The sequence below is a fragment of the Actinokineospora sp. NPDC051303 genome (assembly GCF_055586285.1).
On sequence record NZ_JBVJIN010000053.1, the window covers coordinates 1 to 18848 of the forward strand.

Consider the following 18848-nt stretch of genomic DNA (forward strand, 5'->3'; position numbering starts at 1 on the left):
GCGTACGCGATCGGCAAGGCCGCCCCGGTCGGGTTGTTCGTGGAGACCTTCGGCACCGAGAACGTCGACCCGCTCAAGATCCAGTCCGCGATCCGCGAGGTCTTCGACCTGCGTCCGGCCGCGATCATCCGCGACCTCGACCTGCTGCGCCCCATCTACGCCCAGACCGCGGCCTACGGCCACTTCGGCCGCCCCGAGCTGGACCTGCCCTGGGAGCAGACCGACCGCGCCGACGCGCTGCGGCACGCTTTGTCGCTGTGACCCGCGTGGTCGTCTCCGGTTCAGGGGCGGCCGCGGCCAACCTGGCCTTCGGCTTGGCCCGGCTCGGCGTGGCGCAAGCCAGGGTGCAGGGGTCGACGACGATCCCTGCGGCCGACCTCGTGGTCATCGCCCCCGGGACTGAAGACCCGGCTCTGACACTGCGGCACACCTACGACTGCCGGTCCTCAGGCGCCCCGTTCGCCGCCTGTCCCTCAGCGGCACCGGCGGCCCCGGACCTGGTCGACGGCGCGACCTGGCTGTTCACCTGCCCCAGCACTTCCAGATCGCTGGTCGAGGGCACCAGGTGGTCGCACGATGAGGTGCTGCGCCGCGTCGGCTCCTGGGTGCGTTGCCTCGGCGAGCGCGGTGTCCAGGTCGACGCTCTGGGCGCCGAGCCGGTGACCGTGTCCGCGGTCTCCGGTGTTCGAGTAGTCGACCCGGCCGGTGCGCGGGACGCGTTCCGCGCCGGGTTCCTCGCGGGCGTGGCCTGCGGGCTGTCTGTCCCGCGCTCGGCCCAACTCGGCTGTGTCCAGGCCGCGTTCGCCCTGGAGTCGCCGGGCTCGCGAAACTACGAGATCGGTCTGGGCAGCCTGCTCAGCCGCGTCGGCGAGGCCTATGGACCCGGCGCCGTGATCGACCTCGCCTCCCGCGTCCGGTCTGTCCGGTTCAACGCTGACGACTGGGTCGCCGATGGTTGACCTCGACGCGCTGCCGCTGAACCGGCGGCACTGGCTGGTCTTCGCGGTGTGCGTCGGGGGCGCGTTCTTCGACTCGATGGACCTGCAGGCGATGGCGCTGGTGGCACCCGCGCTGCTGCGGGAGTGGGCGCTGGCTCCGTCCACGGTCGGGATACTCACCGCGGCTGCCTTGCCCGGCATGTTCCTCGGATCCCTGGTGTTCGGCCGGGTCGCCGACCGGATTGGCAGACGCCCCACGTTCCAGCTCACCGCAGCCCTGTTCACCGGTTTCGGTGCCCTGTGCGCCGCGGCGCGCGACCCGGTCCAGTTGGCCCTCCTGCGGTTCTGCGTCGGGGTGGGCATGGGCGGTTTGATCCCGGTGGACACCGCCTTGCTGCACGAGTTCCTGCCCCGCGCGTCCCGCGCCCGCTTGCTCAGCCTGTGGGCCGTGGCCTTCGGAGTGGGCGCGCTGTCCGCGACAGGGCTGGCTCGCTGGCTGCTGCCGGAGGTGGGCTGGCGCGGCACCTTCCTGGCCTGCGCCCTGCCCGGCGTGCTACTGCTGGCCGCGCGGAGCCTCATCCCGGAGACCCCCGCTTTCCTACTGTCCCAAGGCAAAACCGAAGCCGCGGAACGCTCCGCGCGCTGGGTCGCCCTCGGCTCCCCGGTTGCCGCCGAGAGCCCGCCCACACCCGGCACCCCAGCCACCGCCGAACACTCACCAGCACCCGGGACTCCGATCGCCACCGAAAACCCACCCAAGCCCGGCGGGCTGGTCTCGGTCCAGGAGACCTGCTCGGTGCTGTCCCGCCCTTACCGCCGGGCCACGCTGCTTGCCTGGACGCTGTGGTTCGCCTGGAGTTTCGCCTACTTCGGCATCACCCTGTGGCTGCCCACCCTGCTGACCCTGACCGGCATGCCCTTGGCCGACGTCCTCGGCTACACCCTCGGCTTCCAACTCGGCGCCATCGCGGGGCGGGTCGCGATGCTGCCCCTGATCCGCCGCGCGGGGCCGCGCGCGGTGATCGTCGGAATGGGCGTCGCCGCGACCGGACTCACCCTGGGGTTCGGGACGCTGCTCGGAGCGCCGCCCACGCTCCCACTGCTGCTCGCCGTCGGCTGGGCGCTGTCCTTCTGCCAGGAAGGCGGTTTCAGCGGCATCGTGCCATTCACCCCGTCGCTTTACCCGGCCACCCTGCGCTCGACCGGGGTCGGCGCGGCCAATGCCTCGGGCAGGGTGGCAAGCCTGCTAGCCACCCTGCTGGTCGGCGCGGCCGCAGGAGCCGGGCAACCGCACCTGGCCTTCGTCCTGTTCGCGCTCTGCTACGCGGTCGCCACTGTCGCGGCCTCGCTGGGGACGTCCGGCCCAGCCGCCGAGGCCCGCGCACCTGACCCCCACGGCCTAGCTCGTCCCGCCCGCGTCGAGGAGCACGGCTCCGGAACACCGTGATCCATGGCCGCGTCTGGCGCTGACGAAACCGGTCGAGCAGCGGTGCCCGAAGACCGCCGCTGCCCCTTTCCGGTTCCGGAAGGGGGCAGCGGCCGTGTGACTGGGGTCTGGATCAGTCGTGGTCTGGGCGAGTGTGGTACTCGAAGATCAAGCCGCCGACTGTGATCAGGACCAAGACGATGGCGATGGTCAGCAGCCACACCTGCCAGAACGCCATGGCGAAGCCCGCCAGGGCGGCGGACGCGGCGATGGCGACTGGCCAGTAGCTGCCGGGGCTGAAGAAGCCGAGTTCGCCCGCGCCGTCGCTGACCTCGGCGTCCGGGTTGTCCTCTGGGCGCTGTTCGAGGCGGCGGGCGATGAAGTGGAAGTAAGACCCGACGATGAGCGAGAGCCCACCGGTGAGGATCAAGGCGACCGTGCCCACGGGCTCCTTCGCCCACAGCCCGTAGACGATGGCCGAGAGAAAGAAGAAGCCGGTCGTGACATCGAAGAGCCTGGCTTCGACCTTCATGCTGTCCTCACATTCACCTGTCGTGCCGCGGTGTCCATGCGCAACCGTCTCAGTTGGACGCGGTGCGCGCGGTGCGGTCGGTGTTGAACGGCTTGGTGGTGACCGCGGTCGGGGAGCACAGCTCGCCGCAGTTCATCTCGGTCAGCGCCTCGGCCGCGGTGTAACCCTTGCCGGTCTTGGGGTTGGTCTGGGTGCGCAGCGCCATGTACTGGTCGAACTGCTCGGGGGTGACGGCGCGGACCTCGAAGTTCATCACCGCGTGGTAGGTGCCGCAGAGTTCCGCGCAGCGGCCCACGAACGAGCCGGTGCGGTCGATCGTGTTCTGGAACGTCGCGTCCTGGTTGTTCTTCTCCGGGTGCGGGAAGACGTCGCGCTTGAACAGGAACTCCGGCACGAAGAACGAGTGGATGACGTCGCGGGCGCGCAGGTTGTAGTGGATCGTCCGGTTGGTCGGCAGGACCAGCAGCGGGATCTCGGCGGAGCTGCCGATGGTGCGGACCGTGTCGTCGCCGGGGGCCGCGGGCTTCTGCAAGGCGCCCTTGGTGTCCTTATAGGACTTGTAGTCGAACTCCCAGTTCCACTGGAAGGCGAGCACGTCCACCGTCACGTCGGGGTCGTCGGTCTCGGCCTGCACGTAGTTCTGCGTGGTCGCGGTGAAGTAGAACAGCACCACCACAATGACGACCGGGATGCCGGTGTAGATCAGCTCCAGGAAGTGGTTGTACTGGAACTGCTTGGGCAGCTTGTCGCCGCGCTTGCGGTGCGCCACCACCGGCCACAGGATCAGCGCCCAGGTGATCACACCGATGACCAGCGCCGCGACGACCGACCAGGTCCAGAACTCGCGCATCCGGTCGGCCTGCGGGGTGATGCCCTCCGGCCAGCCGAACCGCAGCACCTCGTCGGTGGAGCAGCCGGTGGCGCCGAGGGCGACCAGCGCGACGAGACCGGCGACCTTGGTCAGCCGGGCCACTGGCGTGCGGTTCCCGACACCCTTGGGTGTGCCCACTGCGCGACTCCTCCTTGAGGCGGTATCTCCACGCTCCCCGGTCCGCGTCCGCCGCCGCGGGCAGCGGCGATCGGCGCTCCTGATAGAGCAATCCGGAGCCTAGCCCAGCGACCCAGGCCACACCCCCTGAGGGGGGAACGGATCTCGGTCACACTTCGGGGCGGACGCGGCCGTGTCAGGCGGGGTGACTGGGACCGGCATACTGGCCTCTCCCCGCGAGATACCGGCTCGACACGAGAGGTGCGCGAACAGCGTGTGCGGTCTTCTTGGCCTGGTCTGCCCTTCGGAAATGGATGCCACCGCGGCGCGCTCCGCGGTCGGCGCCGCGATGCGCTGCCAGCGCCACCGCGGCCCCGACGAGAGCGGGACCTGGACCGGCGGTGAGGCCGTCTTCGGCTTCAACCGGCTCGCGATGATCGACCTGGAGCACTCGCACCAGCCGCTGCCGTGGGGCCCGCCGGAGGCGCCCAACCGGTACACGCTGCTGTTCAACGGCGAGATCTACAACTACCTGGAGCTTCGGGCGGAGCTGACGCACCGGTTCGGCGCGCGGTTCACCACCGACGGCGACTCGGAGACGATCGTCGCGGCCTACCACTACCTCGGCGAGGCCGCCGTCACCCGGCTGCGCGGCATGTTCGCGTTCCTGATCTGGGACTCGGCGCGGCAGACGCTGTTCGGCGCGCGCGACCCGTTCGGCATCAAGCCGCTGTTCTACGCCGCTGGCCCCGGCGGGGTGGCCTTCTCCAGTGAGAAGAAGTCCATTCTGGAACTCGCGCCGCTGCTGGGGATCAAGCAGGAACTCGACCGGCGCTCGCTGCAGCACTACCTGACGTTGCAGTACGTGCCCGAGCCCGCGTCGCTGCACAACGCGATCCACCGCATCGAGTCCGGCACGTCGTTCACCCTGACTCCGGGCGAGGAGCCGGTGACCAGGCGGTACTTCCTGCCGCGGTTCCGGCCGACCCCGGTGCGCGGCCCCGCCGACGCCGAGGCGCTGTACTCGCGCATCGCCGAGGTCATGAGCGACTCGGTGCGGATGCACATGCGCGCGGATGTGACGGTCGGCTCGTTCCTCTCCGGCGGCATCGACTCGACGGCGATCGCCGCGCTGGCCCGCGAGCACAACCCGGACCTGGTGACGTTCACCACGGGCTTCGAGCGGCAGGGCTACTCCGAGGTCGACGTGGCCGCCGAGTCGGCCGCCGCGATCGGGGTCAAGCACGTGGTCCGCACGGTGTCGGCGCACGAGATGATGGAGGCCCTGCCGCTCATCGTCTGGTACCTCGACGACCCGGTGGCCGACCCGGCGCTGGTCCCGCTGTGGTTCATCGCGCGCGAGGCCCGCAAGCACGTGAAGGTCGTGCTGTCCGGCGAGGGCGCCGACGAGCTGTTCGGCGGCTACACGATCTACCGCGAGCCGCTGTCGCTCGCGCCGTTCGAGCGGGTGCCCGGGGCGCTGCGCAAGGTCCTGGGCAAGGTCTCCACGAAGATCCCCGACGGCACCCGGGGCAAGGACCTGCTGCGCCGCGGCGCGCTGAGCCTGGAGGACCGCTACTACGGCAACGCCCGCATCTTCCGCGACGACCAGCTGCGCGCGGTGCTGCGCACGTTCGACCCGCGCGTCAGCCACAAGGACATCACCGCGGCGCACTACCGCGAGTCGGAGTCCTGGGACCCGGTGACCCGGATGCAGCACGTGGACCTCTACACGTGGCTGCGCGGCGACATCCTGGTCAAGGCGGACAAGATGACCATGGCGAACTCGCTGGAGCTGCGGGTGCCGTTCCTGGACCCGGAGGTGTTCCGGGTGGCGGCCGAGGTGCCGCTGGAGCAGAAGCTCACCAAGGAGACCACGAAGTACGCCCTGCGCCAGGCGCTGCGCCGGGTCGTGCCCGCGCACGTGCTCAACCGCCGCAAGCTCGGCTTCCCGGTCCCGATCCGGCTGTGGCTGCGCGAGGAGATGTACGACTGGGCCCGCGACATCGTGATGCAGTCGCAGACCGACGCGCTGATCGACAAGAACGCCGTCATGCGCCTGCTGGAGGAGCACCGGGCGGGCACGCTGGACCACAGCAGGCGCATCTGGGCGCTGCTGGTGTTCATGATCTGGCACGGCATCTTCATCGAGCGCCGGATCACGGTGGTCCCGCCGGAGCCGCACTACCCGGTCAAGATCTGACCCCGCGAGGGCCGTCCGCTTCGGGCGGCCCTCCGGCTTCGCTCAGGCCGACAACAACCCGGGCGTCGGCGCCGTGGTGCGGGCGAGCAGGTCGTCCAACGGCAAATCGACCGCGCCCGCGATGGCGGCGACGGTGAAGAACGCGGGCGTGGGCACCCGCCCCCGCTCGATCTTGCGCAACGTCTCCACCGAGATCCCCGCCGCGGCGGCCACCTCGACCATGCTCCGGTCGGCCCGCGCCTCCCGCAACAGGGCGCCGAGCAGTTCGCCTCGGTCGCGCTCGTCCTGGCTCAGCGGTGGTCGCACCATGCGGCAATAGTAATACCGCTCCGGCCGGATCTACCGGGGTTCGACGGGCGGTCCCGGGAAACTCCCTCGTCGGTCGCTGAAACCGCAGCCCGGCCAGCGCCACGGCAGCGCCTGCCAGGCAGCGAACTTCTTCGGCCATCTGCTCGCCTGTTTCTCGGCGTTGTGATCGTGGGTGCCGGATAGGTGAACCCAAGCACGGGTGTCGCTCCCGCTCACCGCGTTCAGTGCCCGCCCTTGAGCGGAGAGCGGTACAACAATACCGGTATAGTTATCCGCATGATCGAGTTGAAGACACCGGGTGAGCTGGCCGCGATGCGGGCCGCAGGGCAGGTTGTGGCGGTCGCGCTGGCGGCGGTGCGGGACGCGGCGGCGGTCGGGGTGCGGCTGCTGGAACTGGACGAGGTGGCTCGGGACGTGCTGGCCACGCACAAGGCCAAGTCGTCGTTTCTGGACTACCTGCCTGGGTTCGCTCCGACGCCGTTTCCCGCGGTGATCTGCGCGTCGGTCAACGGGGTGATCGTGCACGGGATTCCGGACCGGACCCGGCTGCGGGACGGGGACCTGGTCAGCATCGACTTCGGGGCGAACGTCGACGGCTGGCACGGGGACTCGGCGGTGTCGTTCGTGGTCGGGACGGCGCGGGCGGCGGATGTGGCGATGATCTCGGCCGCCGAGCGGGCGCTGGCGGCGGGCATCGCCGCCGCCGTGCCGGGCGGGCGGCTCGGGGACATCGGGCACGCCGTGGGCAGCGTCGTGCGCGCGGGCGGATACGGCATGCAGGACGACTTCGGCGGCCACGGCGTCGGCCGCGCCATGCACGAGCCCCCCGGCGTGCCCAACGAGGGCAAGCCGGGGCGCGGCCTGCGTCTGCGGCCGGGCATGGTGCTGGCCATCGAGCCAATGCTGCACGCGGGTGGCCAGGACGACTACGCGGTCGACGGCGACGGCTGGGCCCTGCGCACCACCGACGGCAGCCGCGCCGCCCACGTCGAGCACACGGTGGCCATCACCGAAGACGGGCCGCGCATTCTAACCGCGTTGTGACTTTCACCGCCGCCAGTTATCCACATACCCGTTAGTGATCCACCGGTCCGCCGTCCCTATTCCCCGCGCTGACCTGCGGCGATAGGCTGGAGCGGGGATGGCCCCCAGGGAGGGTGGGCTTTGCGGTGGGGGCGGCGGGCGGCGAAAACGGGCGGTGAAACGGACGGAAAGGCGGGGGAACAAGGGGGGCTTGGTGGGCGCGGGCGAGGCGGCGGCGCCGGGGAGTGGCCGCTTTGCGCGCCTGCGGGGAATCGGCTGCTTTCCGAGCAGATGACGGGCGCGGAGACAAGGATGCGGGCCTTCGGAAGACCGAAAGCCCGCATCCTCGACGGCCGGGTCAGCCAGGCAGCACGGCTTCGATCTCGGCGGCGGCGTCCGGGCCGAAGGCTCCGCTGATGCGGGAGGTGGCCTCGGCCTTGCGGAAGGTCCACTCCTGGGTGCCGATGGTCTCCAGGACCAGGACGGCGACCAGGGAGCCCAGCTGCGCGGACCGCTCCAGGCTCAGGCCCTGGGTGAGGCCCGCGAGGAAGCCCGCCCGGAAGCCGTCGCCGACGCCGGTGGGGTCGGCCTTGCTGGTCTCGGGGACGGCGCCGACGTGCAGGACCGAGCCGTCCTTGGCGACGATCTCCACGCCCTTCTCGCCCAGGGTGGTGATGCGCAGGCCGACGCGGTCCATGACCTCCCGCTCGGACCAGCCGGTCTTCTGGCGCAGCAGTTCCCACTCGTAGTCGTTGGTGAACAGGTAGTCGGCGCCGGTGATGAACGCCTGGATCTGGTCGCCGGGCATCCGGGCCATCTGCTGGGACGGGTCGACGCCGAAGCGGTAGCCGCGCTGGCGGCACTCGTCGGCGTGCCGGAGCATGCCCTCGGGGTCGTCCGGGCTGATCAGGACCAGGTCCAGGCCGCCGACGCGGTCGGCGATGGGCGACAGCTCGATGAGCCGGGACTCGGACATGGCGCCCGCGTAGAACGAGGCGATCTGGCACATGTCGTCGTCGGTGGTGCACACGAACCGGGCGGTGTGGGCGACCTCGGAGATCCGCACGCCCGAGCAGTCGACGCCGTGGCGCTCCAGCCAGGACTGGTAATCGGCGAAGTCGGCGCCCACCGCGCCGACCAGGACCGGCGACACACCGAGCACACCGAGCCCGAAGGCGATGTTGGCCCCGATGCCGCCGCGGCGGACGACCAGGTCGTCGACCAGGAAGCTCAGCGAGAGCCGGTGCAGCTGCTCGGCGACAAGCTGCTCGGCGAACCTTCCGGGGAAGTGCATCAGGTGATCGGTGGCGATGCTTCCGGTGACGGCAACGGGCACGAGGGCCCTCCCTGTCTAGGCGGGTCGACGGCGGAGTCGGCGTCGAACTCGGTCTGGGCGGCGATCATGGGTGCCGAACCACCCGCGGGGGTGGTCTCAGATCACCTTTGAACACTACCGTTCCGTAGCCCTGGGAACCGTCCGCCACTGGGCTTACCGTGCGGTGGATGAGCACACGAGAGCCAGACACCATCACCGAGCTGATCGCGGACTGCGCGTTCATCCCCGCCACCCTCGCGGCCGACCCGACTTCCCGGCAGCAGCCCCGCGCGGTCGGGGCGTGGACGGTCAATGAGGCATGTCACGCGCAGGTCGCCGACCTGGACGAATACGTCTGACACCGAAACGCCGAAAGGGCCACGATCGCGCGATCGCGGCCCTAGTCGGCGTTCGGTGAGGGTCGGTGGCGTTCTCGGATCAGTGGAACGAGTCGCCACAGGCGCAGCTGCCGCCCGCGTTCGGGTTCTCGATCGTGAAGCCCTGCTTCTCGATGGTGTCGACAAAGTCGATCACGGCGCCCTGGACGTAGGGGGCGCTCATCCGGTCCACGGCGACCTTGAGGCCGTCGAAGTCGCGGAACAGGTCGCCGTCGAGGGTGCGCTCGTCGAAGAAGAGCTGGTAGCGCAGGCCCGCGCAGCCACCGGGCTGGACGGCGATGCGCAGGTGCATGTCGTCGCGGCCCTCCTGGTCGAGCAGAGCCTTGGCCTTGACAGCTGCGGCTTCGGACAGCTCCACACCGTGGGTCGCGGCCTCGGTGCTCGATTCCTGAGCGGTCGTCATCGTTCTCCCTAGGGAAGGTCCTACTCGGGCGTACGCCCGGCACAACAGCGTGGGCGCGGACTTTGTTCCGTGCTCTCCCCATGGTGACACAATCGGGACCGGATCTGTTCCCGTGCTCACCTCGGGGCGGTCTTTCAGCGCCACTGCGACGCTACGTGCTCGGCCAACGCGGCGAGAGTGCCCGCCGGATCGGCGAGCGCGGCGGCCACCGAGCCCACGTGCTCGGCCACCGAGTGCGCGGCGTCGACCCCCGCCGCGGCGGCCTGCCTGCGCCCGACCCCGACCTGCCCGGCCAGCACCAGGCACGGCACACCCCGCTCGGCCGCGGCGGCGGCGACGGCGGTCACCAGCTTGCCGCGCAGCGACTGCCAGTCGAAGCTCCCCTCTCCGGTCACCACCAGGTCGGCGTGGTCGAGGGCCTGGTCGAGAGCGGTCGCCGAGCGCACCAGCCCCGCCCCGGACACCGCGTCGCCACCCAACGTGAGCAGGGCGAACCCGAGTCCGCCCGCCGCGCCCGCGCCCGGCTCGGCCCGCGGATCACGGCCCAGCCGGGCGGCGAGGTCGTCGGCCCAGGCGGCCAACCGGGTTTCCAGCCGCGCCACGGCAGCGGGGTCGGCCCCCTTCTGCGGCCCGAACGTGACCGCGGCGCCATGCGGGCCGAGCAGCGGGTTCTCCACATCGACCGCCACCACCAGCCGGGTCCCGCCCACCCGCGCCGCACCAGGTCGCGCCGCGAACAGGGCGGCGACGCCAGGCAGGTCCAGCGGCGCGCCCACACCCTCCGCCAAGGCGGCCAGCGCGCCCATGCCGCCGTCTGTCGTGGCGGAGCCGCCGAGGCCGACGACGATGGTGTGGGCGCCAGCGGCATAAGCCGCGGCGACCAGTTCGCCGACGCCGCGGCTGGTGGCCGTCTCGCACGCCGCGGGCCGTTGGGCGGCCGGGACAAGGTGCAGGCCGATGGCTTCGGCGGATTCCACATACGCGGCACCGTCGTGGAACAGCCAGCGCGCCTCGACGGGATCGCCCAGCGGGCCGGTGACAGTGCGCCGGTGGACGACGCCGCCGAGGGCCGCGTGCAGGACGTCGACAAAACCGGGGCCGCCGTCGGCCAAGGGACGAAGGACGAGCCTGGCCGCGGGATCGCCCCGGGTCCAGCCCGCCGCGATGGCCGCGGCGGCCTCCGCGGCGCTCAGCGTGCCGCCGAACGAGTCCGGCGCGATGACGACTCGCACGGCCGCAGCGTAGCGAGCGCGGGCCTTGTCATACCCTGTCGACGTGAGGTTCCTTCGCCGCAGCGCAGCCGACAGCCCCGACACCGAGCAGGTCGATGAGGCCGCCGTGACGGTGGGCGAGACGAACAAGGCGCGCACCCCGGGCAAGGGCAGGCCGACGCCCAAGCGCCGCGAGGCCGAGGGCCGCAAGCGCGGGCCGGTCCCGCCGCCGCCGAAGACCACCCGGGAGGCGATGCGCCGCGCGCGCGGCAGCAAGGAGGAGCGCAAGGCGCTCGCCGCCAAGCGCCGGGAGCAGCGCGTCGAGCAGCGCAGGCGGATGAACGAGGGCGACGACCGCTACCTCATGCCGCGCGACCGGGGCCCGGTCAAGGCCTACATCCGCGACCTCGTGGACGCCAAGCGCAACCTGCTGGGCCTGTTCATGCCACTGGCCGTCGTGGTGTTCGTCGCGCTGCTGGCGCCGTCGCTGGCGGTGCAGCAGTACGCGACACTGGCTTGCCTGCTGATGCTGATCATGATGGTGATCGAGGCCATCCTCAACGGCCGCCGCATCGCCAAGCTGGTGCGCGCGAAGTTCCCCAAGGAGAACGTCCGCGGCTTCTCCACCGGCTGGTACGCCTTCGTCCGCGCCACCCAGCTGCGGAAACTGCGGGTTCCCAAGCCGCGCGTCGCCCCCGGCGACCCCGTCTGAAACGGGTGGCAGGTTCTTAGCAAGGCGAAGTAGATTGCGGTCATGGAGTTTCGTCGCCTCGGCCGCAGCGGCCTGAACGTCTCTGAGATCTCGTACGGCAACTGGATCACCCACGGCTCGCAGGTCGAGGAGGACGCCGCGCACGCCTGTGTGCGCGCCGCCCTCGACGCGGGCATCACCACGTTCGACACCGCGGACGTCTACGCGAACACCAAGGCCGAGTCGGTGCTCGGCCGCGCGCTCAAGGGCCAGCGCCGGGAGGGGCTGGAGATCTTCACCAAGGTCTACTGGCCGACCGGCCCCGGCGGGCCCAACGACCGGGGGCTGGGCCGCAAGCACATCATGGAGTCGGCCAACGCCTCGCTCAGGCGGCTGGGCACCGACTACGTCGACCTCTACCAGGCGCACCGTTTCGACCGGACGGTGCCGCTTGAGGAGACCTTCCTCGCCTTCGCCGACCTGGTGCGCCAGGGCAAGGTCCTCTACGTCGGGGTCTCGGAGTGGACCGCGGAGCAGATCACCCGGGGCGCGGCGCTGGCGCGGGAGCTGAACGTGCCGCTGATCTCGAACCAGCCGCAGTACTCGATGCTGTGGCGGGTGATCGAGGACCAGGTCGTGCCCGCGTCCGAGCGGGAGGGCATCTCGCAGATCGTGTGGTCGCCGATCGCGCAGGGCGTGCTGACCGGCAAGTACCAGCCCGGGGCGACGCCGCCTGCGGGGTCCCGCGCGACCGACGAGGCCAGCGGCAAGGACTTCATCGCCCACTGGCTGCGCGACGACGTGCTCACCGCCGTGCAGAACCTCAAGCCGCTCGCCGAGGAGGCCGGGCTGTCGCTGGCGCAGCTCGCGGTGGCGTGGGTGCTGCAGAACCCGAACGTGGCCTCGGCGATCATCGGCGCGTCGCGGCCGGAGCAGGTCGGGGAGAACGTCAAGGCCGCGGGCGTGAAGCTGGACGCGGACCTGCTGGCGAAGATCGACTCCGTGCTGGACGGCGTGATCGAGCGCGACCCCAGCCTCACCGTCAGCCCGTGACGGCCCGGCTGCTCGCGCGGACCTGAGAAGGCACAATGGCTGCGTGCCTACCTATGAGTTCCGTTGCCGCGAGTGTGGATCGACCTTCGACGTGAACCGGCCGATGAGCGAGTCGTCCGCGCCCGCGCCGTGCCCGCGGGGGCATGACGACACGGTCAAGCTGCTCACCATGGCCGGGCTGGCGGGCAAAGCGGGCGCGCCCGCCGCCCCGTCCGGCGGTGGCGGCGGGTGCTGCGGCGGCGGCTGCTGCGGCTGAGCAAGCGAACGGCCCCCGCGCGGGCGCGGGGGCCGTCGCCTGACCTGGCTACTTCTTGGTGTAGTCGCGGAAGCCCTTGCCGGTCTTGCGGCCGAGGCGGCCCGCGGTGACCAGGTGCTCCAGCAGCGGGGCTGGCGCGAAGCCAGCCTCGTGGAACTCGTTGTAGAGGGTGCGCTCGATGGCGAGCGAGACGTCCAGGCCCACGACGTCGAGCAGCTCGAACGGGCCCATCGGCAGGCCGCAGCCGATCTTCATGGCCGCGTCGATGTCGTCGGCCTCGGCGTAGTGCGCCTCCAGCATCTTCACCGCGTCGTTGAGGTACGGGAACAGCAGCGCGTTGACGATGAAGCCCGCCCGGTCGCCGCAGTGCACCGGCTGCTTGCCGACCTTGCGGCAGATCGCGTCAGCGGTGGCGACCACGTCCGCGCCGGTGGAGATGGTCTCCACGATCTCGACCAGCTTCATGATCGGGGCCGGGTTGAAGAAGTGCAGACCAACCACGTCCGCCGGGCGCGAGGTGGCCGCGGCGCACTCGATGACCGGCAGCGACGAGGTGCTGGTGGCCAGGATCGCGCCCGGCTTCACCGCCTTGTCCAGGGCGCCGAACACCTCCTGCTTGATCGCCAGTTCCTCGGCGACGGCCTCGATGACCAGGTCGCAGTCGGCCAGTTCCTCGAACTCCACGGCGGGCGAGACCCGCGCCAGCACCGCGTCGCGGTCCTCTTCGGACAGACGGCCCTTGGCGACCTGCCGGTCGAGCGACTTGCGGACCTTGCCGACGGCCGCTTCGGCCTTCTCGGTGCTGCGGGCGCGCAGCACGACGTCGTATCCCTTGCGCGCGAACACCTCCACGATGCCGGTGGCCATCGTGCCGGTGCCGACCACGCCGACCCGCTGGATCTCGCGCACCGCGACATCGCTGCCGCCCGCGGCGGCCGGGGTCAGCTCGTCGGCGACGACGGTCGGCGATCCCGGGCTTTCGTAGGTGTAGAAGCCGCGGCCGGTCTTGCGGCCCAGCAGGCCCGCGGTGATCATCTGCTTGAGGATCGGGGCGGGCGCGTGCAGCCGGTCGCGCGACTGCGCGTACATCGTGTCGAGGATCTCGTAGGCGGTGTCGAGCCCGATCAGGTCGAGCAGCGCCAGCGGGCCCATCGGGTAGCCGCAGCCGTAGCGCATGGCGGCGTCGAGGTCCTCGCGGGTCGCGTACTTGGCCTCGTACATCGACACGGCGTGGTTGAGGTAGCCGAACAGCAGCGCGTTGGCGATGAACCCGGCGCGGTCGCCGATGACGACCGGCTCCTTGCCCAGCGTCCGCGCGAACTCGACCACATCGGTCACCACGTCCGGCTCGGTCATCACCGTGCGCACGACCTCGGTCAGGTTCAGCACCGGGGCCGGGTTGAAGAAGTGCAGACCGACGACCTTGCCCGGCCGTCCAGTCTGGACACTGATCTCGGTGATCGACAGCGACGAGGTGTTGGAAGCCAGAATCGCCTCCGGCCCCACGATCTTGTCCAGCTCGCCGAACACCTTCGCCTTGAGCTCAAGCTGCTCCGGCACCGCCTCGATCACCAGGTCGGCGTCGGCGAGGTCCGCCAGCGCGGTGCTGTAGCTGATCCGCCCCAACAGATCCGCGCGCGCGGCCTCCTCCAGCTTGCCCTTGGCCACCGCCCGCCCAGTGGAGTGCTCGATGTGGCCACGCCCCCGCGCCACGGCAGCGTCATCGACCTCCACCGCCACGACCCGCACCCCCGTGCGAGCCAGTACCTCAGCGATGCCCGCGCCCATCGTCCCGAGCCCGACAACGCCAACGGTGGAGAACTCACGCGCCACAGCTACCTCCGCAGTCACTTTGGACAGCACCCAAGACGCTACCTGCCGGTAACATCATCGCCTGATACTGCCATGTCACTGGGCGAACTCCAGGTGAACTGCACCACTGGACCGTTCATGGTGAAGTTGGGGTTACCTGGGTTAGCCCCTGGTGAGTACTTCGCTGCTTGGCGGGGTCCTGCTCGCTTGTGTGCTCGGTGGGGGTCCTGGGTTGGTGGGGTTGCTCGATGGGTTCCGTGGTTCCCGGGTTTCGTGGTCTGCTCGATGGGGTGGAGTAGTTTCTTTGGGGCCCCTACGAAGGAAGATCCCGTCGTGGGAAAGACGGGTGGGGAGCCTACGGCCCCACGACCACGGCAAGTTTAGGGATCTTCCTTCACCCCCAAAGAAACCACTCCACCCCATCGAGCACCTGGCAGGGCCGGGTACGGCTTCGTGGGGGGCGGGTTCGCTGCTCAGTCCGCCCGATCGAGCCCCTGGCAGGGTTAGGTGCGGCCTGACAGGAGGTCGGGGTGGATGCTCTACCCCATCGAGCACCTGGCGAGCGCCGGTTCGGCTTCGTGGGGGGGCGGACTGACCGGAAGGCCAAGGCAGACAGGAAGACCAGGCTGGTGCCAGCCCACCCAAAAGCCACCCAACCACCGCCCCAGCCACGTCCGCGACTGCTCTTGATTTGCCGCCCCACAGCCCCACAACAAAACCCCACCCACCCTGGGGGCTGACCCCGCTCCAGTCTATCAAGCCAGGCCGACAAAACAGGCCAGAACGATCTTGCCTGTGGATAACTCGCGATCTTGAAGCCGCGCCCGAGTGCCGAGTGGGGGTGGCTGGCACGTTTATCCCGAGAGTCGCCGGTGGGGTCAGTCGCCGAAGTTGTTGGTGGCTAGGTCGCCTATGCGGTTGAGGGCCTGGGGGGCGTCAGGGCCGGAGGCGGTGATGGTCACTTGGTCGCCGCCGGTGGTGCCTAGGGAGAGGAGGGCTAGGACGCTGCGGGCGTTGGCGGAGCGGCCGCTGAAGGAGACGGTCACTTCGGCGTCTAGGCCGGTCAGGGTGTTGGCCAGTAGGGCGGCTGGGCGGGCGTGGAGGCCTACGGCGTTGGTGAGGACGATCTCCAGGCTGTTTTCGGGGGTGGTGGGTTTGTCCGACAGCACGTCGGTGAGGGCGGAGGCGGCGGCGGACAGCACGGCGTCGAGGGTGGCGCCGCCTTGGGCGGCTACGGCGGCGGCTACCGTCCCCTCCACCAGTGGGGCGTCGACGACTACCGCTTCGGTTGGGTCGCCGAGCATTTCCACGGCTAGGTCGGCGACCATTTTGGCGCTGCCGAGGTCGTAGAGCAGGGCGACGCCCGCGCCGGACTGGGCCTGGGCGACCGCGTTGGACACCATGTCGAAGTCGGTGCCCAGTTCGCCATCCGAGCCGCCCGCCGCGATGAGGGTGACGTCCGGCGCCATCTGCTGGGCCAACTCGACCACGCCTTCGGCGAGGCGCTGGCTGTGGGAGACGATGACCAACCCGACCCGTGTCATGGGCGCGCCGCCGAGGTGGCGAAGGAGCGCAGGAGCAGGGCGGAGGACCTTGCGCCGGGGTCGAGGTGGCCGACGGCGCGTTCGCCCAGGTAGGAGGCGCGTCCCTTCCGTGCGATCAGGGGCACCGTGGAGTCCGCGCCTGCTTCGGCCGCGTCAGCGGCGGACCGCAGCACTTTCGCCAACTCTGCTGTGACGGCGCCGGTGGCCACCTGTTCGGCGGCGTCGGCGGCGGGGGCGAGGGCGTCGACCATGGTCTTGTCCCCTACCTCCGCTTTCCCTCGGGCGATCACCCCGCCTACCGCCGCCCGTAGGGCCGCGGCCACCGATTCCGGGGTTAGTTCCGGGGCGTCGCCGAGGGCGGTGGCCGCCCGCAGGAACGCCGTGCCGTAGAGGGGACCGGCGGCGCCGCCAACCTTGGAGATCAAGGTCGTCGCCACCAGTTTCAGGACCGCGGCGGGGGTGTCGGGAACTCCAGCGTCCAAACTGGACACTACGAAACCGAAGCCCCGCTTGAGGTTTTCGCCGTGGTCGGCGTCGCCGATGGCCTGGTCGAGGCGGACCAGCTCGTCGCGGTGGGTGGTGATCACCGCTGCGGCCGCGCGGATCGCGGTGGCCACCGCTGCCGCGTCGCAGGGCATCAGCGGCCCCAGCGCAGGGCGGCGGTGTGGACGGGGGCGTCCCACCAGCGCAGGAGGTCGTCGTCCAAGCGCAGCACGGTGAGGCTCATCCCCTTCATCTCCAGGCTCGTGATGAACGGCCCCACCAGTCTGCGCGCCACCGTGATTCCGCGCTCGGCCAACAGTCTTTCCGCGATGCCGTGGGCGAGGTACAGCTCCAGCAGCGGGGTGCCGCCCATCGAGTTGGTGAACAGCAGCACGCGGTCGCCCTCGGTGAACGGCAGGTCGGACAGGATCGGGTCGAGCAGGGCGGTGACGATGCCGTTGGCGTCGGCCAAGGCGGTGCGGCGGCGGCCGGGTTCGCCGTGGATGCCGATGCCGACTTCCATCTCGTCGTCGGCGAGGGTGAAGCTGGGCTCCCCGACGTGCGGCACGGTCGGGGCGGTGAGCGCCATGCCCATCGAGCGGGTGTTCGCGATCACCGCGCGGGCCAGGCGTTCGCAGGTGTCGAGGTCGGCACCCGCTTCGGCGGCGGCGCCGACGATCTTCTCCAGCAGCACCGTGCCGCCGACGCCGCGGCGGCCCGCGGTGTACAGGGAGTCTTGGACGGCGACGTCGTCATCGATCACCACCGTGCGCACGTCTCCGCCGAGCAGTTCGGCGGCGGTCTCGAAGTTGAGGACGTCACCGGTGTAGTTCTTGACCAGCAACAGAACTCCGGCCCCACCGTCCACTTGCGACACAGCGGCCTGGACCTGGTCCGGGGTCGGCGAGGTGAAGACCGCGCCGGGGCAGGCCGCGTCGAGCATGCCGGGGCCGACGAAGCCGGTGTGCAGCGGCTCGTGGCCCGAGCCGCCACCGGAGACCACCGCGACCTTCCCACGCACCGGGGCGTCCGACCGGACCACCACGGCCGGGTCCTCGGTGACCCGCAGCAGGTCCGGATGCGCCGCGGCCAACCCGCGCAGCGCCTCCACGACCACGTCGGCGGGGTCGTTCACGATCTTCTTCATCGGGCCTCCCGACCAGGCGGAACCGCTCTCGTTCCTACACCCGGCGGGCCGCCCTGGCTAGCGGGCGGGCAGCTTCGGGATGAGCGCCTTCGCCACGGCCTGGGTCTTCGCGCAGGCGTCCTCGTCCGGTGGCGGCTCGTAGCGGCTGTAGTCGATGCTGACCACCTCGGCGATCTCGGAGTCCGCCGGGTACGGCACGTGCGCCCACTCCAGCCTGCACCGCACCCCCGAGTTGGTCTCATGCTTCTGCTGCGCGGTCACGCCGCCGCCGAGGTTGACCGGGGTGGTCTCGGCGGCCTCGGCGAGGTCGTCGGGCTTGGTGCCGAGCTTGAAGGCGATCGAGAAAGAGTCTCCGCTGGCGTTCCAGTCGCAGGTGTGCAGGCCGCTCGGCCGCGGTTTCGCGCCATCGCCGATCACCGGCGTGAGCGCGGACTCGGGGACCAGCGTGCACGGCTCCAGGTCGACCAGGGTGCCCTTGGCCAGCTCAAGCAGCGGCGCGTCGTCGCGAATGCGGTTGACCACGGTCTCCAGCAGCTTGCGGCCCGGGGTGCACAGGTCGCCGGGGCCGTCACCGCCGGTCTGCACGGTGATGCCGCGCGCGGGGTCGCGCTCGGTGATGACGGTGACGAAGCAGGCCGTCTTGTCGTCCAGCTCGGACTCGCTCGCGGGCAGGCCGCCAATGGTCTTCGTGGTCTCGGCCTCGCTGGAGCTGGCCAGCTCGCCCAGGGTGAGGGTGAAGTTCAGCTCCTTGCCGTCGGTGTCCTTCATGTAGTTGGAGCACAGGACGTAGTCGCGGAGCCTGCTGTTCGCGGGCTCGCCGAACGCCGTGAGCGTGTCGGTGTCCATGAGCCCGCACGGGTTGACCTTGCGCAGGTTCTCGGCCACGAACGGGTCGCCGCCGCCGGAGGTGTTCGACGGGCCGCCGCCGGTGCCGCCGAGGTCGGCCGTCGCGGGCACGGTCGTGCGCTGATAGGTGGTCTTCGCCAGGTCGACGCCCGAGCCGCAGCCCGCGAGCGTCACCGCCGCCACGCACGCCGCGGCCAGTCGTGTTGAGCCCCTCACGGGCCAAACGGTAGCCACCCGGGCGGGCCGCCGTGCGGCTAACCCACCAATCCG

At 70.6% G+C, this 18848-nt stretch carries 20 protein-coding genes; 9 read left to right on the forward strand and 11 right to left on the reverse strand.

Annotation, left to right across the window (positions count from 1 at the left end; genetic code table 11):
* From ACZ6SD_RS27515 to ACZ6SD_RS27525, 3 genes are all read left to right on the forward strand, one after another.
* On the forward strand, positions 1 to 261 hold a 261-nt coding region (locus ACZ6SD_RS27515), incomplete at its 5' end, for a methionine adenosyltransferase domain-containing protein (protein ID WP_465319901.1).
* Positions 258 to 959, forward strand: coding sequence for a PfkB family carbohydrate kinase (locus tag ACZ6SD_RS27520; RefSeq protein ID WP_465319902.1), 702 nt, complete (start codon positions 258 to 260; stop codon positions 957 to 959). The genes ACZ6SD_RS27515 and ACZ6SD_RS27520, both read left to right, overlap by 4 nt.
* Entirely contained in the window at positions 952 to 2385 is a 1434-nt protein-coding gene (locus ACZ6SD_RS27525) for an MFS transporter (protein WP_465319903.1), read from the forward strand. The genes ACZ6SD_RS27520 and ACZ6SD_RS27525 overlap by 8 nt, the downstream gene beginning before the upstream one ends.
* Positions 2386 to 2497: 112 nt before the next feature.
* Here ACZ6SD_RS27525 and ACZ6SD_RS27530 read toward each other — a convergent pair whose 3' ends face one another.
* Together ACZ6SD_RS27530 and ctaC are read right to left on the reverse strand one after the other, a co-directional pair.
* Entirely contained in the window at positions 2498 to 2896 is a 399-nt protein-coding gene (locus tag ACZ6SD_RS27530; RefSeq protein WP_465319904.1) for a cytochrome c oxidase subunit 4, read from the reverse strand.
* A gap of 49 nt (positions 2897 to 2945) precedes the next feature.
* Complete coding sequence (ctaC, locus tag ACZ6SD_RS27535; protein WP_465319905.1) at positions 2946 to 3905, reverse strand: aa3-type cytochrome oxidase subunit II; 960 nt, start codon at positions 3903 to 3905, stop codon at positions 2946 to 2948.
* A 253-nt stretch (positions 3906 to 4158) separates the two neighbouring features.
* Between ctaC and asnB the strand changes: the two genes are divergently transcribed.
* Positions 4159 to 6087, forward strand: coding sequence for an asparagine synthase (glutamine-hydrolyzing) (asnB, locus tag ACZ6SD_RS27540; protein WP_465319906.1), 1929 nt, complete (start codon positions 4159 to 4161; stop codon positions 6085 to 6087).
* A 42-nt stretch (positions 6088 to 6129) separates the two neighbouring features.
* Here asnB and ACZ6SD_RS27545 read toward each other — a convergent pair whose 3' ends face one another.
* A complete protein-coding gene (locus ACZ6SD_RS27545; RefSeq protein ID WP_465319907.1) occupies positions 6130 to 6396 on the reverse strand; it encodes a helix-turn-helix domain-containing protein in 267 nt (88 codons plus the stop codon).
* A 276-nt stretch (positions 6397 to 6672) separates the two neighbouring features.
* On the opposite strand from ACZ6SD_RS27545, the gene map reads away from it, so the two are divergent.
* Entirely contained in the window at positions 6673 to 7440 is a 768-nt protein-coding gene (gene map / locus ACZ6SD_RS27550) for a type I methionyl aminopeptidase (protein ID WP_465319908.1), read from the forward strand.
* A 337-nt stretch (positions 7441 to 7777) separates the two neighbouring features.
* Here map and ACZ6SD_RS27555 read toward each other — a convergent pair whose 3' ends face one another.
* Positions 7778 to 8713 carry a carbohydrate kinase family protein gene (locus ACZ6SD_RS27555; protein ID WP_465319939.1) on the reverse strand — a complete coding sequence of 312 codons (936 nt, stop codon included), beginning with the start codon at positions 8711 to 8713 and terminating at the stop codon, positions 7778 to 7780.
* Positions 8714 to 8922: 209 nt separating this feature from the next.
* Between ACZ6SD_RS27555 and ACZ6SD_RS27560 the strand changes: the two genes are divergently transcribed.
* Positions 8923 to 9093 carry a hypothetical protein gene (locus ACZ6SD_RS27560; RefSeq protein ID WP_465319909.1) on the forward strand — a complete coding sequence of 57 codons (171 nt, stop codon included), beginning with the start codon at positions 8923 to 8925 and terminating at the stop codon, positions 9091 to 9093.
* A 79-nt stretch (positions 9094 to 9172) separates the two neighbouring features.
* Here ACZ6SD_RS27560 and ACZ6SD_RS27565 read toward each other — a convergent pair whose 3' ends face one another.
* Both ACZ6SD_RS27565 and ACZ6SD_RS27570 read right to left on the reverse strand, forming a co-directional pair.
* On the reverse strand, positions 9173 to 9535 hold the full coding sequence (locus ACZ6SD_RS27565; protein WP_465319910.1) for a HesB/IscA family protein: 363 nt from the start codon (positions 9533 to 9535) through the stop codon (positions 9173 to 9175).
* A gap of 134 nt (positions 9536 to 9669) precedes the next feature.
* Positions 9670 to 10767 carry a glycerate kinase family protein gene (locus tag ACZ6SD_RS27570; RefSeq protein WP_465319911.1) on the reverse strand — a complete coding sequence of 366 codons (1098 nt, stop codon included), beginning with the start codon at positions 10765 to 10767 and terminating at the stop codon, positions 9670 to 9672.
* Between the two features lie 43 nt (positions 10768 to 10810).
* On the opposite strand from ACZ6SD_RS27570, the gene ACZ6SD_RS27575 reads away from it, so the two are divergent.
* The 3 genes from ACZ6SD_RS27575 to ACZ6SD_RS27585 are packed head-to-tail and all read left to right on the forward strand — an operon-like array spanning position 10811 to position 12746.
* On the forward strand, positions 10811 to 11458 hold the full coding sequence (locus ACZ6SD_RS27575) for a DUF3043 domain-containing protein (RefSeq protein ID WP_465319912.1): 648 nt from the start codon (positions 10811 to 10813) through the stop codon (positions 11456 to 11458).
* Between the two features lie 42 nt (positions 11459 to 11500).
* Positions 11501 to 12490 carry an aldo/keto reductase family protein gene (locus ACZ6SD_RS27580; RefSeq protein ID WP_465319913.1) on the forward strand — a complete coding sequence of 330 codons (990 nt, stop codon included), beginning with the start codon at positions 11501 to 11503 and terminating at the stop codon, positions 12488 to 12490.
* 43 nt (positions 12491 to 12533) lie between these two features.
* Positions 12534 to 12746 (forward strand): FmdB family zinc ribbon protein, encoded by a 213-nt coding sequence (locus ACZ6SD_RS27585; protein ID WP_465319914.1) that lies wholly within the window; start codon positions 12534 to 12536, stop codon positions 12744 to 12746.
* A gap of 48 nt (positions 12747 to 12794) precedes the next feature.
* Here the strand turns inward: ACZ6SD_RS27585 and ACZ6SD_RS27590 are convergent, their stop codons facing one another.
* From ACZ6SD_RS27590 to ACZ6SD_RS27610, 5 genes are all read right to left on the reverse strand, one after another.
* Positions 12795 to 14579: a 3-hydroxyacyl-CoA dehydrogenase family protein gene (locus tag ACZ6SD_RS27590; RefSeq protein ID WP_465319915.1), complete on the reverse strand. Its 1785-nt coding sequence runs from the start codon at positions 14577 to 14579 to the stop codon at positions 12795 to 12797.
* An 857-nt stretch (positions 14580 to 15436) separates the two neighbouring features.
* The gene (gene dhaM, locus ACZ6SD_RS27595) at positions 15437 to 16102 is read right to left on the reverse strand and encodes a dihydroxyacetone kinase phosphoryl donor subunit DhaM (protein WP_465319916.1); all 666 of its coding nucleotides are present in this window, start codon (positions 16100 to 16102) and stop codon (positions 15437 to 15439) included.
* Positions 16099 to 16740, reverse strand: coding sequence for a dihydroxyacetone kinase subunit DhaL (gene dhaL, locus ACZ6SD_RS27600; RefSeq protein ID WP_465319917.1), 642 nt, complete (start codon positions 16738 to 16740; stop codon positions 16099 to 16101). Before dhaL ends, dhaM begins: the two co-directional genes overlap by 4 nt.
* Positions 16740 to 17732: a dihydroxyacetone kinase subunit DhaK gene (gene dhaK, locus ACZ6SD_RS27605; RefSeq protein WP_465319918.1), complete on the reverse strand. Its 993-nt coding sequence runs from the start codon at positions 17730 to 17732 to the stop codon at positions 16740 to 16742. The genes dhaL and dhaK overlap by 1 nt, the downstream gene beginning before the upstream one ends.
* Positions 17733 to 17789: 57 nt before the next feature.
* Complete coding sequence (locus ACZ6SD_RS27610; protein WP_465319919.1) at positions 17790 to 18794, reverse strand: DUF3558 family protein; 1005 nt, start codon at positions 18792 to 18794, stop codon at positions 17790 to 17792.
* Positions 18795 to 18848: the final 54 nt, after the last annotated feature.